This is a genomic window from Komagataeibacter diospyri, from assembly GCF_043995075.1.
GTDB lineage: Bacteria > Pseudomonadota > Alphaproteobacteria > Acetobacterales > Acetobacteraceae > Komagataeibacter > Komagataeibacter diospyri.
The window spans coordinates 518559-534605 of sequence record NZ_CP171836.1 but is presented as its reverse complement, the minus strand read 5'-3'; the positions used below and the strand labels follow the sequence as shown (position 1 = coordinate 534605).

General features: G+C 61.6%; 12 protein-coding genes. 1 reads left to right on the top strand and 11 read right to left on the bottom strand.

The features are described 5' to 3' along the window. Positions 1-113: 113 nt before the first annotated feature. From ACE2AA_RS02435 to ACE2AA_RS02425, 3 genes are all read right to left on the bottom strand, one after another. Positions 114-581 (bottom strand): hypothetical protein, encoded by a 468-nt coding sequence (locus ACE2AA_RS02435; RefSeq protein ID WP_141298892.1) that lies wholly within the window; start codon positions 579-581, stop codon positions 114-116. Positions 582-675: 94 nt separating this feature from the next. Further along, positions 676-984, bottom strand: coding sequence for a hypothetical protein (locus ACE2AA_RS02430; protein WP_141259717.1), 309 nt, complete (start codon positions 982-984; stop codon positions 676-678). A 119-nt stretch (positions 985-1103) separates the two neighbouring features. Further along, positions 1104-1718, bottom strand: coding sequence for a hypothetical protein (locus tag ACE2AA_RS02425; protein ID WP_227000525.1), 615 nt, complete (start codon positions 1716-1718; stop codon positions 1104-1106). Positions 1719-2294: 576 nt separating this feature from the next. Between ACE2AA_RS02425 and ACE2AA_RS02420 the strand changes: the two genes are divergently transcribed. Further along, on the top strand, positions 2295-2600 hold the full coding sequence (locus ACE2AA_RS02420) for a hypothetical protein (RefSeq protein WP_141259715.1): 306 nt from the start codon (positions 2295-2297) through the stop codon (positions 2598-2600). Positions 2601-2719: 119 nt separating this feature from the next. Here ACE2AA_RS02420 and ACE2AA_RS02415 read toward each other — a convergent pair whose 3' ends face one another. The 8 genes from ACE2AA_RS02415 to glgB all read right to left on the bottom strand — a co-directional run bounded on the left by ACE2AA_RS02415 (position 2720) and on the right by glgB (position 16023). Further along, the gene (locus ACE2AA_RS02415) at positions 2720-2950 is read right to left on the bottom strand and encodes a hypothetical protein (protein WP_227000523.1); all 231 of its coding nucleotides are present in this window, start codon (positions 2948-2950) and stop codon (positions 2720-2722) included. 289 nt (positions 2951-3239) lie between these two features. Then, positions 3240-3692, bottom strand: a complete 453-nt coding sequence (locus tag ACE2AA_RS02410; RefSeq protein WP_141259713.1) for a c-type cytochrome — start codon at positions 3690-3692, stop codon at positions 3240-3242. Beyond that, positions 3692-4933 carry an FAD-dependent oxidoreductase gene (locus ACE2AA_RS02405; RefSeq protein WP_395372082.1) on the bottom strand — a complete coding sequence of 414 codons (1242 nt, stop codon included), beginning with the start codon at positions 4931-4933 and terminating at the stop codon, positions 3692-3694. Before ACE2AA_RS02405 ends, ACE2AA_RS02410 begins: the two co-directional genes overlap by 1 nt. A 160-nt stretch (positions 4934-5093) precedes the next feature. Next, the gene (treY, locus tag ACE2AA_RS02400) at positions 5094-7838 is read right to left on the bottom strand and encodes a malto-oligosyltrehalose synthase (RefSeq protein WP_395370979.1); all 2745 of its coding nucleotides are present in this window, start codon (positions 7836-7838) and stop codon (positions 5094-5096) included. After that, positions 7835-9922, bottom strand: coding sequence for a 4-alpha-glucanotransferase (gene malQ, locus ACE2AA_RS02395; RefSeq protein WP_395370977.1), 2088 nt, complete (start codon positions 9920-9922; stop codon positions 7835-7837). Before malQ ends, treY begins: the two co-directional genes overlap by 4 nt. Then, entirely contained in the window at positions 9915-11696 is a 1782-nt protein-coding gene (gene treZ, locus ACE2AA_RS02390; protein ID WP_395370976.1) for a malto-oligosyltrehalose trehalohydrolase, read from the bottom strand. Before treZ ends, malQ begins: the two co-directional genes overlap by 8 nt. Beyond that, positions 11693-13807, bottom strand: a complete 2115-nt coding sequence (gene glgX / locus ACE2AA_RS02385) for a glycogen debranching protein GlgX (protein WP_395370974.1) — start codon at positions 13805-13807, stop codon at positions 11693-11695. The genes treZ and glgX overlap by 4 nt, the downstream gene beginning before the upstream one ends. Beyond that, on the bottom strand, positions 13804-16023 hold the full coding sequence (gene glgB, locus ACE2AA_RS02380) for a 1,4-alpha-glucan branching protein GlgB (protein ID WP_395370973.1): 2220 nt from the start codon (positions 16021-16023) through the stop codon (positions 13804-13806). The genes glgX and glgB overlap by 4 nt, the downstream gene beginning before the upstream one ends. Positions 16024-16047: the final 24 nt, after the last annotated feature.

Sequence of the window (16047 nt, the reverse complement as noted above, 5' to 3'; positions counted from 1 at the left end):
TTTTTTCTCATATTTGGTTTTGGCATGAATTCTTCCCCATGCGGACCGTCCGTTACTGCACCATTCAACGGAACAGCCCGGCGTCCATGCGCCGATACGCGCAGTGATGGGCCTTACGGCCTATCCTTCGGGGTTGTATGTTTTTTCAGCAGCGATACGGTATCCGAGCCATGCGTGACCGCACGTTCCAGCAGTTCCTGACCGAAGGCTTTCAACGACAGCGGATGCATGTCATCAAGCGAACGGGCAAGGTCACGCCGTTCCATATCCGACAGGCCGGGATCATCTGCTATACGCTGGTGCAGTGCCTTTACGGTATCGGAACCATCCAGCACCACATGCATGTCATCCGGCCGATCCAGATAGGCCCGCCCTGCGTTGGTCAGGGTGCTGTTTCCCGTGATCCGCAATCCGTTTCCGGTAATGCTGACACCGCCCTTGCTCAGTCCCTGCAATTCCAGATCAAGCAGGTTTCTGGCGTAGCGCCCGGCATCCGCATCGTGTCCGGGCACCAGATTGGCCGTCCCCCCATTGTCGGCCATGCGGCGAAGCATCGTCTCCTGCAGGTCATGGTCAATCACGTCAAATCCTCTTTTCCATCATGATTACAATGCCAGACTGGGCCAGTTGCACCCGGCAGGCAATCAGCAGCATGGAAAAGACGCTTATGCACGATCAGTCACAATCAGGGACATCCCGACACCATTGGGGCACGCGCAATGGGGGAATTGTGTTTTCCGCCTCCCTCACGGCCTGCCGGACCAGATGCAGGGCATGATTGCGCGCGGCATGGGTGTTGACGCGACTGGGCGTATCCTTGCCCTGTTCTATCGTCTGGCCCAGTCTTTCCAGACGGGCCAGCAGGACCTTGCGCTGCGCGGCATCCATGTCCAGCAGGGCCGCGCAGAAGGCATTATGCCAGATATGGACACCCAGTTGCGCCTGCTCGGTAGCGGACAGGGCATCATCATGCGATGGGGTCATGGTCAATCCTTCGCAAAAACTGCGGATGCCATTGCAACATGGTCATCCCTTGCGGATTGCCATAAAGGGAATTTACAAAAACGGCCAGTATGGGAGGAATGCCAAGGGGAATGCCCCATTCACACCATGACATCATATGTCAGGCATTCATTACCGATATGGCGCAGTATTTCCGTATTGCGGAACAGGTCAAGCCGATCGGGTCGCAATGACCTGCGCGCCAGAAAGGCACGGGCCTCGGCCCTGGCTTCCTTGACGGGATAATCCTGCCCGGCGGGCTTGAGATGTTCAATGGCCGTGTAATCGACAATACCGACGTTATGGTTGTTCCTGTAGGCTTCATCACAGAATGCGATATCGGTCGCCCATGCCCAGCGCAATTCGGGAAAAGGAAACAGGTAGGTCATGGCGTCCCTGTGGAATGCCGTAACGGGACCATCTTCCACATAGCGGGTCACACGGCCAAGACTGTTCCATTTCCTGTAATTGAACGTAAAGGATGTATAGGAATGGTACCGGTGCGCGGGCTGTGATATTTTCAGGTCCATGATTTCACATAATGGAATGAACATATCCAGAAACCGGTGTGGCAGGGCTACATCGTCATCCGTTACTACAACCCAGTCGTAGTCAGGCAGATTGACCTTTGACAGGGCTGTATTGATATTACTGAACTTTCCCTTGCCACGCATCATGCGGACCGGGGCGAAATCAACGGCATGCCGTGTATTCATGAACCGGCTGAATACTTTTTTAAGCGTCCTGTCCCGTCTGGGAACCTGCACGGAAGTAACAAGCACTTTGCGGATTGGCTGACGTGTTGCAATACGTCTGACCTGTCGGGAAAATTTCGTATTGTGAATATCAAACAGCATGTCAGTCAGGACGGAAACCTTACGTTTCTGCCAGAAATTTTTATGCTGGCAGAAATCGGAATCAAAAAAATCCGCGTGGGAGGAAAGTCCATCCGGCATGTGCGTACTCCTGTCATTACATGCGTCATGACCGTACAAACATGCATTCCCGTCATGCACATCTTACGCATATTCTGGCATTTACCTGATCGGCGTCACGGCACGCATGATCCATGCGCCGCCTCAAGCATAACATCCTGCCTTCACGAAGGTTTCAAATTATTTCAGAACAAAATGAAATAACATAAATACCGACTGTAAATATTCCAGAATTACAATAAAACAGCCCGCTGTGTTGGAACTGTTCATATGCCTGCACGCTATGGACAGGAAAGCGGATGCAGGTGGTGATTTTTTGCCTCCCATCCATCCAGATATCTTCAGGGATATGACGCGATGCGATATTTTCCTGCAATACTCGTACTGTGCGTGCCGTTGACCGTTACCCCGGCCGCCATGGCGCAGCAGCACCCACAGGATAGAAACGTAAGCCAGCCGGGGGGCAATTCACCTTCCTCGATCGAGCGCGCGCAGCCATATTCCCGCAAGACGGAACCTCTGCCGGAAAAGGCCGATCCGGCACGGCAGCAACAGCAACCCGACCAGCCCCTGACAAGACAGCCCGCAGGTAATAAAAGTCCGGATCAGCCCGGCATGTCCACCAACCACCAGACCCTGCGCAGTCCATCCGCCCTGCAATGACCCTCCCCACACTGATCATATAAAAACAGGGCAGGTACATGACTGTACCTGCCCCGTATCGTCATGGTCCGGGACAGCGGATAGGGATGCATACGGACATGCCCCCACCCGCCATCTGCTTACATGCAGTTCCTGCCTTGTGACAGGCCCATGCCATGGGATGCAAGAAACCGGAACTGCGCCTGTTCTTCAGGAAAGGCCGGAATGCCCTGCAGCGCATGCGTGGCCTTGCGATAGCGGTGCAGGTTGCTCAGCCGCCGCCATGGCCGGTCGGGATGCTGCTTGTTCCACAGGCTGATCGCCCGCATCTCAAGTTCCTGATTATTCACGGTGTAATCTGACTTCGTCATGTCCATCTCCCTGCATCTGCATGGTGGGTACTGGAACTGTCACGAGGTATGTGGGACGCTGCGGCAGCCTGCCACATGCACCCAACGCCAGATATTAGCATAAGTTCGGGAAGATTACTTTTTCTCCCCACACTGTGATCCGCAGTTAGGGGCAGTTTGCAAAAAAACGCCGCCTTTAAAAAAAGGCGACATCCAAAAACTTTTATTTTTGTCGATCAACTGTTTTCAGACGATCTTTAAACGGATCATCCCGTCACGCGCTCCCTGCCCACGTTGCGGGATGCCCGGATTATTTTACCCTGTCAGCGGAAATGGTGGGAAACACCATTGTTTTCAGCGCGGCATCCGTGGCTGGCAGCTCCGTCCGCCCCGCGGGAACACCGTTTTCACGCAGTATGAAGGCAACCAGATCAGCATTCTGCGCCGGTGTAAGCGCACCAGGAGAAAACAGCGGCATGGCTTTGGAAATATAGTCAAACAGCCGATCCAGCGTGGCACCGGACCAGTTGGTTACAAAACGCCCCTTCAGCGGCGGTACGTCAAACGCACCTGCAAGACTGGCGCCATGACAGACGGCGCAGAACTGCTGGTATGTCGTCTCCCCCCGCTGCGCCTGTTCGGTGGTGTAATAGGATACGGTGCGCGCCTGTGCCGCATGGGCCGCAGGCAGCCCGATCTGCACCAGCGCCAGCAGCAGCCCGGCCCCCAAGCCCGCGCGGCAGGCATAACCCGACCCACGCATCAGCCACGCCCCGCGGGAAAGCGTGCAAACAGGTTTTCAAACACCGCAATCGCCTTTTCAGCTTCAGCGCGGTCAGCATGCTCGAAGCTGTTGCCGACCCCTTCCATTTCGCCAACATTGTTCAGGTCAACGGCCTGAATCATCAGCCCGTCACTCTTGGACAGGGCCGCAGCCCCCTTGTATTCCACCCCGTACATCACATCCGGCTGGGGCGGCAGCCATGCCGTCTGCCCCCGCACGGGAATAAGGGTCCTGTCCCCCCACAGGTCACGCGCGGCATAGCCTGGACAGTTAATGATGACGGGTTCCGCTATGGATTTCATGTCAGCAGGGGTATGGAATTCACGGATCACGATCTTGCCGCCCGCCTGATAGAATTCCGACAGCAGCAGGTGCCCGTACGCCCCGAAATTGAACATCATCATCGGCGCACGCTGTGCATACGCGACGGGAAAGGGATTATCCTGACTGGCCAGCAGTTCGGGTGCGGGAATGATATCCCTGATCCGGTCGCCATAAGTGGCGAATTCACTGGTCGCGCGCGGCATCCCGGTAGAGGCGTAATCCCCCGGTCCGGTCCGGCCTTCGGGTTCGGGGCCTTCATCAAATGGCGTGTCGGACAGTGTGTAGTTGTCACGAAAATCAATCGGATTGCCCGGCAGGCCAAGGTAATCGCGATAGGTTTTCCATGAATAGCGGGCCATCTGTTCCCACACATCGGCAAATTGCGGCCCGGCGGGGGCGGTCAGCGCAATGCGTGAATCCGGGGTCCAGCTGCCATTGGCCCGGACCGAACGGGTATGGGGCAGCATGTCGCGGGTATAGATGGTGACCTCAAAACCCGCGCGCTGCGCGCTGAGGGCCGATGTCAGTCCGATCACGCCACAGCCCACCACCGCAATCCGCCGGGGTGACAGCGATGCCGCCTTGCCCACCGCGATATCGGCCGAGCCCCATGACAGGGACCACCCGCTACCGCCATGGCCATAGTTATGGATGATCACCTTGTCGCCCACGCGCTCGACATCCAGCCGGGGACCGGCGGGACGGAACGGGCGCAGGCAGACCTTGATATCGGTAATCTGGTCGGCATGGGCGCGCATGGGCACCAGCCGGGGCACGGTGCCACCAACAGCGGTGCGCTGCAGGGCTGCTGCGGCGGCAGGGACGGAGTTCCACATCCCGCGCGCGCCAACGGCACCGAAAGCCAGGGAACCGGCAAACAGGTCCCTTCGTTTCAGGCGGAGGCGCCTGATTTTCTGGTTGTCGTCAAAACCGGTCAAGTTCCAGCCTTTTTGCATCTGTCCACGCCAGTGCCATCGCACAAGCATCTGAAACGTAACAGGATACAAAATTCCCGACCGGACGCAAGATCCGTCGGCAACAGGACAGGCCGCAGCCCTATTCCCCCACCGCGTGGTGCACAAGGCAGACCAGCGGCACCTGCCCGCGCATGAACGGATGCCTGACCTGCCGTGGCACATCCCCCAGCAGGCTGTGCCACGGCCCATGCAGCTGCGGCAGTTCAAGCCCGAGGTCGACATCGCGCCCCACCGACAGATCCGCCGCCTGCACTCCCAACGCCTGTGGCAGGCGGGGTGCTACGACCAGCAGGCAGATCCCCCCCTGTCGCCGCAGGAAGGCAATGGCGTGGCTGCGGTCCCGTCCCGTGATTTCCACCGGTTCATAGGTGCCGTAGGTGAACAGGTCGGGATAATTCTGGCGAAACGCCAGGATCCGGCGGATCATGTCCTGCTTGACCCGCCCCGTGCGCCAGTCGGTCGCGGCTGCAGCAAAACTGGTGGCGTGTTCCAGCAGTCCCGCACGGTAATCAAAATTGACCGGCGCGCGGTTATCAGGATCAACAAGGCTGAAATCCCATAGCTCACACCCCTGATACAGGTCCGGCACCCCCGGCACGGTCAGGCGCAGCAACGTCTGCGCAAGGCCGTTCACCGCGCCCGCCGGGGCGATGCGGCCCACAAATTCCGCCATCTGCCACAGGAATGATGCAGATACAACAGGGTCCAGCAGGCGGTCCACAAAGCCGGCGCAGGCGTCTTCATACACCATATCGGGACTGATCCAGCCGGTGTGCCGCTTGGCCTCACGCAGGGCCTTGATCTGCCATTGCTGGATGCGCCTGCGGAAATGCAGCCGTTCCGCATCATTCGCAAATGGCTCCAGCGGCCAGATCCCCACCAGTGTCTGGTACAGCATGATCTCATCAATGCGGTCCGGACCGCCCCGGCCTGCCGCGTGGTTATGGGCAAACCACTCATGCACCTGCCGTTCCCATTCCCCGGGCATGGCGCTCAGCACCGCAAGGCGCGCGCGGACATCTTCCCCGCGTTTGTGGTCATGGGTCGCACCCGCCAGCAGCGCATGGGGAAACCGCGCCTGCCGCGACAGGCAACACGCGTGGAAGGCTGCGACCGGCAGGCCCAGTACTGCGGGGTCCGATCCCACTTCATTGCGCGACACCAGGCGGCCGTAACGGTAGAATGCCGTATCCTCCAGCGATTTGGCCGCCAACGGCGCGGTCAGGTGTTCAAACGCCTGCTGCGCGCGCCGCACGACGGGCGGCGGCGCCTGTTCGGGACAGGCCGACAGCAGGCGCGTGATGTCCCCCACCACCATGGCCTGATCCCCGGTCGTGGTGCGGCATGCCGCTGTCTTCGCCATATCCAGCACCATGCTGTCCGCCCCATGCTCCTGCACGGCCTCATCGCCAAAATAGGTGCGGTAAGGACGAAACTGCAGCAGCAGGCATTCCAGCACGGGCCGCAGGTCCTGTGCCGCCCATGATCCGTCCCCGTCCGGCATGCAATGCCGCAGCAGGGTGGCCAGATGGCTGAATTCCGCGGAAAAGACATGTTCCAGCAGATAGGTGCGCGCCGCCCGCACGATCTGGCCAAGGGGTCTGGCATCGGGACCGCACCCGGCCCATAGCCGGTCCAGCACCCCGGCTCCATGGGCGTCATGCAGCACGGCGGATACCTGATCCATGAAGTCATAGCCGGTGGTGCCATCAACCGGCCATGCGGTGGGGAGGCTTTCCCCCCCGATCAGGATTTTTTCAACATAGACCGCCCCACCGGGCAATGCGTCCTCTGGCCGGTCGGGTGTCAGGGCATCCAGCCGGGCGCGCAGGCGCTGGCAATAGATCGCGGGCGCGCCCAGTCCGTCGATATGGTCCACGCGCAGACCATCAACCAGTCCGCGCCGGTACAGGGAAAAAACATAGCCATGCACGGCGTCGAACACTTCTTCACGTTCGACACACAGGCTGACAAGGCCGGTAATATCAAAAAACCGCCGCCAGTTCAGACGCAACGCCCCATCACGCCACCACGCCAGTTGCCACGCCTGCCCCGCCAGCACGCCCGTCAGGCACGCGCGGCCCGACAGGTTCGTGCCATCATGCATCATGGCGATACGGGCCATGGCCACCCTGCCCGCATCAGTTGTCCCCCATTGCCGCAGCCTGCCCACCGCTGCATCCGCCTCCGGCCCCGGGCCTGCGCGCATGGCCACGGTGGTAAAGGCCGCAAGCAGTTCCCCCGGCGCATCGACACGCGCCAGAAGGGATGCATACCCAGTGGGACACAGCGGAAAGCGGTGGTCATGGTGATGGATGAAAAACAGCCCGCTGTCGTCATCATGACGCAACGCCAGCATGCCTGCTTCCAGCGCGTCATCAAACGGCCGGTCAAGGAAGGGCAGCATGACGCGCCCGTGGATATCGGGATCCGGCACGTCCCAGTCGATGTCGAACCAGTTGGCATGCGGCGATGCCCGCCCCCATGTCAGCACATCCATCCACCATGGGTTATGTCCGTCCGCCGCCATGTGGTTGGGCACGATATCGACAATCAGCCCCATGCCATGGGCATGCAGCCGTGCGGCCAGTCGCGCCAGCGCCGCCTCATCTCCCACAACAGGATCAATCCGGTCATAGCAGATCGTGTCATAGCCATGCGTGGAGCCGGGGCGTGCGGCAGATAGTGGCGAGGCATAAAGATGGCTGATGCCCAGCCGCGCAAGCTGCGGCACAAGGGCCGTCGCGCCATCCAGCGTCATGCCGCCCCGGAACTGCAGGCGGTACGTCGCCCGCACCGATGGTGCGCCATGACCGCTGTTCATGACGACCGTCCCGTCCGCAGGCGGCCGAAACGCCGGCGCGCATCCACACCGGACAGCAGGGTCGCGGTCATGCCCGGATACCGCCTGCACCAGTTGGGGTGGCCGGTCGTGGTGCCGGGCAGGTTGGGCTGTTCATTCAGGCCCAGCAGATCCTCTATCGGAATGACAGCCAGCGGGCATGCCGCGCGGCCAACGAAGCCTATGGCTTCATCCACCACCTTTACGGCACCATCGGCAGTAGCGGGTGGTTTTTCCGCAGGCGGCTTCCTGCGCGCGGCCGGGTCGGGTGGCTGCGTGCCACGTTGCCCCACCATCGCCGCCCACAGTGCGGTGCGGTCATTCTCGCGCTCGTCATTCAGGGTGACGCCATCCACGCCCGGAGCCATCTGACCCAGCTTCACGCGCCAGTCGATATCAGTTCCCTGCCACCAGCCCGCCACGGTAGGCAGGTCGTGCGTCGTTGTCATGGCAGTCGCGCCGGGTGACCACGTGCCCGGCGGTTTGAAGGCCCCCTGTGGCGTACGTTCGAAAAACAGCACGTTCATGCCCATGATACCGTGTTTCTGCGCCATGGTACGAAAGGCGGAGGTGACCGTGCCCAGATCCTCGCCAATCACGATGGCATTGGCGCGCGTCGCCTCCAGCGCCACAAGCCGCATGAGGTCACGTACCGGAAAGGACAGGTAAGCCCCTTCAGCCGATGTCCCCCCCTGCGGTATGACCCATAACCGTTCCAGCGCCATGACGTGGTCAATGCGCAGCCCGCCCCCGTGGGCCAGCCCCGCGCGCACCGTTTCGATAAAGGCGCGGTAGCCCCCCGCCTGCAGCCCGGCGGGGGAAAAGGTGGTCAGTCCCCAGTCCTGCCCCACCGGGCTGAGGGCATCGGGCGGCGCACCGATGGACGCACCCACCAGGAATTCCTGCTGCCGCGCCCAGCATTCGCTGCCGGTAGGGTCAACACCCACAGCCATATCAGCCACCAGGCCAATGCGCATGCCGGCCGCGCGCGCGGCACCGCATGCCTGTTCCATGCTTTTGGCGGCCAGCCACTGCACGAACACATGAAAGCTGACGTCATGGGCGAATTCATGGGCGAAACGCGCGACCTCCGGGCTGTCGGGGTGACGCATTGCCAGCGGCCACTGCCGCCAGTCCCCGCCGCGTCCGCCACGGGTGGTGAAATAGGCATGCAGGGTTTCAAATATGGCATGCTGCTGCAATGCCGTCCCACATGCCTTGCGGAATTGGGCCAGTTCGGCAGGGGGATTTGGCACGATCCGTTCATCATACAGCCGCCGCAGCAGTTCATAACGCCGGGCAGCGGCCTGTGGCCAGTCGATCAGGGGCGCATCCTCCAGTATCCTGACCGTATCGACATAGGCCCTGCCATTCCGCAGTCCCGCCGCCTGCACCGTCGCGGTATCAAACACCGCCAGTGGATCCGCCAGCAGGACATTGAGAAACAGACGCGTGGAAGGCGAATACGGGCTGTACTGCTCCATGCGCGCGGCAAACATGGCATGGACCGGGCTTATGGCCAGCGCATCCGCCCCCCGCGCCGCTGCAAGACGTGCAAGCGTCGCCACCGCGCCAAGATGGCCCATGCCGCCATCGCCGGGCGTGCGCAGACTGTAAACCTGCGCGCCCAGCCCCCATGGCCGGTCTGGCCCCGCCCCATCCATCCGCGTGCCAACGGTGGGACAGGTCAGCGGGGCCACCGCAAGGGTTGTGACATGCAGGCCGATGGACAGGCGGTGATACCCGCATAACCGCAATGGCGGCAGCGCGGGCCGCCCGCGTATGCGGCGCAATGGCCCCTCCACCACATCCCCGCTTTCCATCTCAAGGCGGAAATGGGTCGCCTGCGTATTGTCAGGCAGGGTCAGCGGGGTGACCTGCCCTTCCACCGTCACCACCATGGGCGGCAGGCCGCCCGTGCTGCCGGGCAGGCCATGCCCCTCCAGCACGGCCAGCAGCCGGCGCACGCTTTCGTTGGAAACACGGTGGATCTGCCCCGCCGCGTCACGCCAGCGCATGCTCAGCCCGGCATGACGGGCGCGATCGACAAGATCACGGTTATTCATCGGGCACCTCGGCAAGACAGACCATGACGGCACAGGCAGGCAGAACGTCTGAAATCCCGTCGGTTTCCAACATGGGCTGGGCATACAGGCACTGCCCCCGTGGCGCATCGGGCATAGGAACGGATGCAGACCCCAGATTGAGCGCAATGGCCAGCACCGTGCCATCCCCCATGCGCCACCGCGCCACCACCGCCTTTGGCCCGATCACCTGCGCCCCCATGGCGCGGGCGCCCGCCAGGCGGGGCACGATCCAGCGATGCCGCAGGGCCAGCAGGTCATGGATGGACGCGCCCCACGCCACATGCTCCGGCGCATCACGTTCCGCGTCGTGCAACAGCGACGCCGTAAAGGTTTCCGGCGCATTGGGGTCGGGGATGGTGTCGCGCATCGTCTCGGACGCAAAATGTGAAAACGCCGCAAATTCCTTCCGTCGCCCATCACGCACGATCCGGCCCAGACCGGGCGTATGGCTGGTGAAGAACAGGAAAGGCTGGCGTGATCCCCATTCCTCTCCCATGAACAGCATGGGGATCTGCGGGCACAGCAGCACAAGCCCGTAAGCCGCGCGTAACGCCGGTTCCGAAGCAAGGACGTTCAGCCGTTCGCCCAGTGCCCGGTTGCCGATCTGGTCATGATTCTGCAGGAAAATAATGAACCGGTCGGACGGCAGGTCGCCACTGGGGCTGCCACGCGGTTTATGGGTAACAGGCGATATTTCCCCCTGAAAGGCAAAGCCTTCCGCCAGCACGCGCGCAAGGGCGGCTATGGGGTCGGGGGTAAAATTGGCGTAATATCCTTCATCTTCCCCCGTCAGCAGGACATGCAGGGCGTTGTGGGCATCATCATTCCACTGGGCACGATAGCCCGCGCGCAGCAGGCCCGCGTCATTATTCTCGTTTTCCACGATCAGGTGGACATGTCGCCCCGGTTCGGTCCGGGTGCGGATGCGCGCGGGCAGTTCACACAGCCAGTTACGTTCGGCAATGGCCTGCACTGCATCAAACCGCAATCCGTCAAAACGGAATTCCATCAGCCAGTACAGCGCATTATCTTCAAAAAATGTCCGAACGGCTGGTTGCCGGAAATCAATGGCCGCGCCCCATGGTGTGGACAGGTCAGCACGGAAAAATGGTGCGGCATAAGACGCCAGGTAATTCCCGTCCGGCCCGAAATGGTTGTACACCACGTCCAGAAACACCATAAGCCCATGCCCATGCGCCGCATCGACCAGCGCCTTGAGATCATCTGGATGGCCATAGGCGGATTCCGGGGCATAGGGCAGCACGCCGTCATAGCCCCAGTTCCGTCCCCCCGGTATTTCCGACAGGGGCATGAGTTCGATGGCCGTTACCCCAAGGGCTGCAATACGGGGCAGTTCGCGCACCACACCAGCGTATCCGCCCAGCAGTCCGACATGCAGTTCATATATCACCGCATCATGCCATGGCCGCCCGGACCAGCGCGGATATTGCCAGTCATAGGCGCCGGGATCGATCACCACGCTCGGCCCATGCACGTCATCGGGCTGGTAGCACGACGCGGGATCTGGCACTGCAAGGTCAGGGGCGACACGATAGCGGTAGCGTGCACCGGGGCCGCAGGGAAAGACGCATTCGTACCATCCTCCCTTGCGCCGCGACATCGGGGCCGGGGCATGGCCTTCCACCTCCAGCGCGACCGTGTCGCATGACGGTGCCCACAGGCGAAAACGCGTATGCCCGCCATCAACCACCGTCGCCCCGGCGTGGCGGGGGTGCTGGAAATAGCGGTTCATGGCGTGTCCTCCGCATCTGGTGCGACTGACAGCAGCACCAGACCGTGTGCGGGCACGACAACATCGTGCGCTGCTTCATCCAGCGCCGTTTCCGGCTGTTCGGGCCGGGTGGTGTCCAGCAGCAGCGTCCATCGTCCCGCCGGTCCCGGCAGCACGGCGCGGATGTCATCACCACCGGGGTTAAGCAGCATGTAAGTTATGTCCACGCGGTCAGCTTCCGTACTGGCGCGCCGCACGCCCAGCAGGTGAAAGGCTTCCTCGCCCCACTGTTCCTGCCCCATGGGGGAACCGTCCCGGCGGAACCAGCCGATATCGGGCAGGTCGGGCAGTGGATGGTGCCGCCCGTGCATATAACGCGTGGCCCGTAGCGAGGCATGCCCCCGCCGCAGCGCCGCAAGCCGGGCCACGAACCCGATCATGACCTGCCCCGCCGGTGTTTCCGCACGGCTCCAGTCCAGCCAGCTTATATCGTTATCCTGACAGTAGGCGTTGTTGTTGCCCTCCTGCGTCTGGTTGAACTCATCACCCGCCAGCAGCATGGGCGTGCCGTGGGACAGCATGAGGGTCGCCATCATCGCGCGCTGTATGCGCCCGCGCAGGTTGATGATGCCGGGATCGTCGCTTTGCCCTTCCACGCCCCAGTTGGCGCTGTAGTTCTCGGCGTGGCCATCCTGTCCGTTTTCCTTGTTGGCCTCGTTATGCCGGCCTGCATAACTGACCACATCTTCCAGCGTGAATCCGTCATGCGTGGTCAGGATGTTGATCGAACTCCACGGCCTGCGTCCCCGCTTGTCCAGCAGGTCGCCCGACCCTGCGATACGGGCCGCCATTTCGCCCTGCTGCATCGCATCCCCCCGCCAGAACCGGCGCGTGGTATCGCGGAAACGATCATTCCATTCGGCAAAGCCGGGCGGGAAATTGCCAAACTGGTACCCACCCGGCCCCGGATCCCATGGTTCGGCAATCATCTTGCGTTTGGACAGGACAGGGTCCTGTATGATTGCATCGAAAAACCCCGATCCCGGGTCAAATCCATACGGCTCGCGCCCCAGCACCGGGGCAAGGTCGAAACGGAAGCCGTCGATATGGAATTCATTCGCCCAGTACCGCAGGGAATCCAGCACCATCTGCAATACGCGCGGGTGTGACAGGTTGAGTGTATTGCCGCACCCGGTATCGTTTATCAGGTGGCGTTCATTCCCCGGCACAAGACGGTAATAGGTGGCGTTGTCCAGCCCCCGGTAACATAGGGTCGGCCCCAGTTCGCTGCCTTCGCAGGTATGGTTGTAGACAACATCCATCACAACCTCGATCCCCGCCTTGTGCAGCCTGCGGACTGCGGCGCGCAGTTCATGCGGCGAACCGTTGGCAAGGTAGCCTGCATACGGCACGAAAAACGCCAGCGTATTGTATCCCCAGTAATTGGTCAGCCCGCGTTCCAGCAGATAGCGTTCGGGGGCGAAGCACTGGATGGGCAGCAGTTCGATGGTGGTGACGCCCAACCGGTGCAGGTGCGCGATCATTTCCGGCGCGCCAAGCGCCTGAAACGTACCGGGCTGGGGATTGCGCTCCATTTCCCGACGCATGGTCAACCCCTTTACATGGGCTTCCATGATGACGGTACGGTCCCATGGCACGCGGGGCAGGACGTCGTCCTCCCATTCATACGCGTCATTTTCCACCACGCAGCGCGGCATGTAGGGCGCGCTGTCGCGCCGGTCGAACGACAGGTCGGCACGTGGTGAATGCAGGCGATAGCCAAACTGCATGTCCGACCATGAAATCGGGCCGGTCAGGCGACGGGCATACGGGTCGATCAGCAGCTTGTGCGGATTGAACCGATGCCCGTTTACCGGGTCATATGGCCCGAAGGCGCGAAAGCCGTACAGCAGCCCCGGTTCCGCATCCGGCAGGTAGCCGTGCCAGACTTCATCGGTGTATTCAGGCAATTGGAAGCGTGCGATCTCGCGCCGGTCGCGCGGGTCAAACAGGCACAGGTCGATCCGTTGCGCATTGGCGGAAAACACCGCGAAATTGACACCCATGCCATCCCAGTGCGCGCCAAGGCGCGTAGGCGTGCCGGGCATGAGCGAGGAGGGAAAACGCGTCATGATCCATCCCCCGCCGGATGAAGGTAAAGGGCGGCCAGCGGCGGCAGTGTCAGAACGCACGAACACGGGTGGCCGTGGGCCGCGTGATCCGTCGCCATGGCGTATCCCCCGTTGCCCACCCCGCTGCCACCATATTCGGTAGCGTCGGAATTGAGGCATTCGCGCCATGCCCCGCCCACCGGCACGCCCACACGATAGTCATGGCGCACGACCGGCGTCATGTTGAGCACGACAAGGACCGGCACATGGCCGGGGGCAAAACGCAGCCATGCAAGGACCGTATTGGCCGTATCATCACCGATGACCCACGCGAATCCCGTGGGGTCGCAGTCCCGCGCATGGAGTGCAGGCAACGTGCGGTACATGTGGTTGAGGTCGGTCACGATCCGCAGCGTGCCGGACTTGAACGGATCAGTCAGGATATGCCATTCCGGCTGGCCATCATGCGACCACTCGCCTTCCTGCGCGAATTCCATACCCATGAAAACCAGCTTCTTGCCCGGATGCGCCCACATGAAGGCAAGGAACAGCCGCATGTTGGCGTGGCGCTGCCAGTTGTCTCCGGGCATGCGCGACAGCAGTGATCCCTTGCCGTGCGTGACCTCGTCATGCGACAGGCACAGGATGAACCGCTCGCTGAAGGCATAATGCAGCCCGAACAGGATTTCCGGCAGGTGATAACCCCGCCATAACGGATCACGGGCGAAGAACCGCAGGCTGTCATGCATCCAGCCCATGTTCCATTTGTATGAAAACCCCAGCCCGCCGTGTTCCACCGGCCGGGTAACGCCGGGCCACGCGGTTGATTCCTCCGCCACAGTAATGGCGTCGGGAATGGTGTCGCGCACGGCCTGGTTCAGCTGCCGCAGGAAGGCCACGGCCTCCAGGTTTTCGCGGCCGCCATGTATGTTGGGTATCCATTCCCCATCCCTGCGGCTGTAATCACGGTACAGCATGGACGCCACCGCATCGACCCGCAGCCCGTCGATATGGAAGCGTTCCAGCCACATCAGCGCACTGGCGATCAGGAAGCCGCGTACCTCATGCCGGCCAAGATTGTAGATATGGGTGTTCCAGTCCCGGTGCACCCCTTCGCGCGGGTCCTGGTGTTCATACAGTGCGCAGCCATCAAAATTGACCAGACCATGGACGTCATTTGGAAAATGGGCCGGCACCCAGTCCAGTATCACGCCAATGCCCGCGCTGTGGCAGGCATCAACAAAAGCCGCGAAATCCGCTGGCGTCCCGTGGCGTGCGGACGGTGCAAACAGCCCCAGTGGCTGGTACCCCCACGATCCGCCAAACGGGTATTCCATCACGGGCATGAGTTCCACATGCGTAAAACCCGCCTCCATCACATAAGGGATCAGTTCCGCCGCCAGTTCACGCCATGTCATGATGCGGTCTGGATCACCCTGTGGCCTGCGCCATGAGGGAACATGCAGTTCGTATATGGTGATGGGCGCATCCTCCGCCTGCCGTGCCGTGCGCTGTTCCATCCAGTCGTGGTCCCGCCATGCAAAGGGCGCGGGGGAAGCAATGACGGACGCGGTGGCGGGGGGGCGTTCGGCAAAGCGGGCGAAGGGGTCGGCCTTCTGTGGCAGGATATGGCCTTCGCGCGTCATGATCTCGAACTTGTACCGCTCACCCGGACCAAGGCCGGGAATGAACAGTTCCCATACTCCCGCCCCGTGGCGCAGGCGCATGGGGTGACGCCTGCCGTCCCAGAAATTGAAATCCCCGATGACCGAAACCCGCCGCGCATTGGGCGCCCATACGGCAAAGCGCACACCCGCCGTCCCGCCCACCACCATGGGCTGCGCACCCATGACACGGTCAAGATGTGGATGCCGCCCTTCGGAAAACAGGCGCAGGTCCGCCTCATCCACCAGCAGGCCGAAGGCGTAGGGATCGTCCGTTTCCTCCACCGCGTCGGCCCACTGGATTTTCAGGTGATAGCGCGCACTCGCGGGGATCGTGCCGATATGCAGCCCGGTTTCCCCCATGCGCCGCATGGGTCGTTCCATGACCCCCGCACGGGGACGTTCGACCACCAGGCGCACACGGGCCGCGTCATGATATAAAACGCGGATGACATCGACCTTGCCCATATTATGTCGGCCAAGGATGGAAAACGGGTCGGGGCTGCGTCCATGCACCAGGTCATCAACGCCTTTGGGAAGGGAATAGTGGGCTGCATCGTGCCTGATCCTCATGCCTTGGCCTTATATTATTGTATT

Bases quoted from the DNA above. Each gene is read 5' to 3' on its own strand.
- ACE2AA_RS02430 (WP_141259717.1), bottom strand. From the start codon at position 984: ATGACCCCATCGCATGATGATGCCCTGTCCGCTACCGAGCAGGCGCAA.
- ACE2AA_RS02425 (WP_227000525.1), bottom strand. From the start codon at position 1,718: ATGAATACACGGCATGCCGTTGATTTCGCCCCGGTCCGCATGATGCGT.
- ACE2AA_RS02420 (WP_141259715.1), top strand. From the start codon at position 2,295: ATGCGATATTTTCCTGCAATACTCGTACTGTGCGTGCCGTTGACCGTT.
- ACE2AA_RS02415 (WP_227000523.1), bottom strand. From the start codon at position 2,950: ATGACGAAGTCAGATTACACCGTGAATAATCAGGAACTTGAGATGCGG.
- ACE2AA_RS02410 (WP_141259713.1), bottom strand. From the start codon at position 3,692: ATGCGTGGGTCGGGTTATGCCTGCCGCGCGGGCTTGGGGGCCGGGCTG.
- treY (WP_395370979.1), bottom strand. From the start codon at position 7,838: ATGAACAGCGGTCATGGCGCACCATCGGTGCGGGCGACGTACCGCCTG.
- malQ (WP_395370977.1), bottom strand. From the start codon at position 9,922: ATGAATAACCGTGATCTTGTCGATCGCGCCCGTCATGCCGGGCTGAGC.
- treZ (WP_395370976.1), bottom strand. From the start codon at position 11,696: ATGAACCGCTATTTCCAGCACCCCCGCCACGCCGGGGCGACGGTGGTT.
- glgX (WP_395370974.1), bottom strand. From the start codon at position 13,807: ATGACGCGTTTTCCCTCCTCGCTCATGCCCGGCACGCCTACGCGCCTT.
- glgB (WP_395370973.1), bottom strand. From the start codon at position 16,023: ATGAGGATCAGGCACGATGCAGCCCACTATTCCCTTCCCAAAGGCGTT.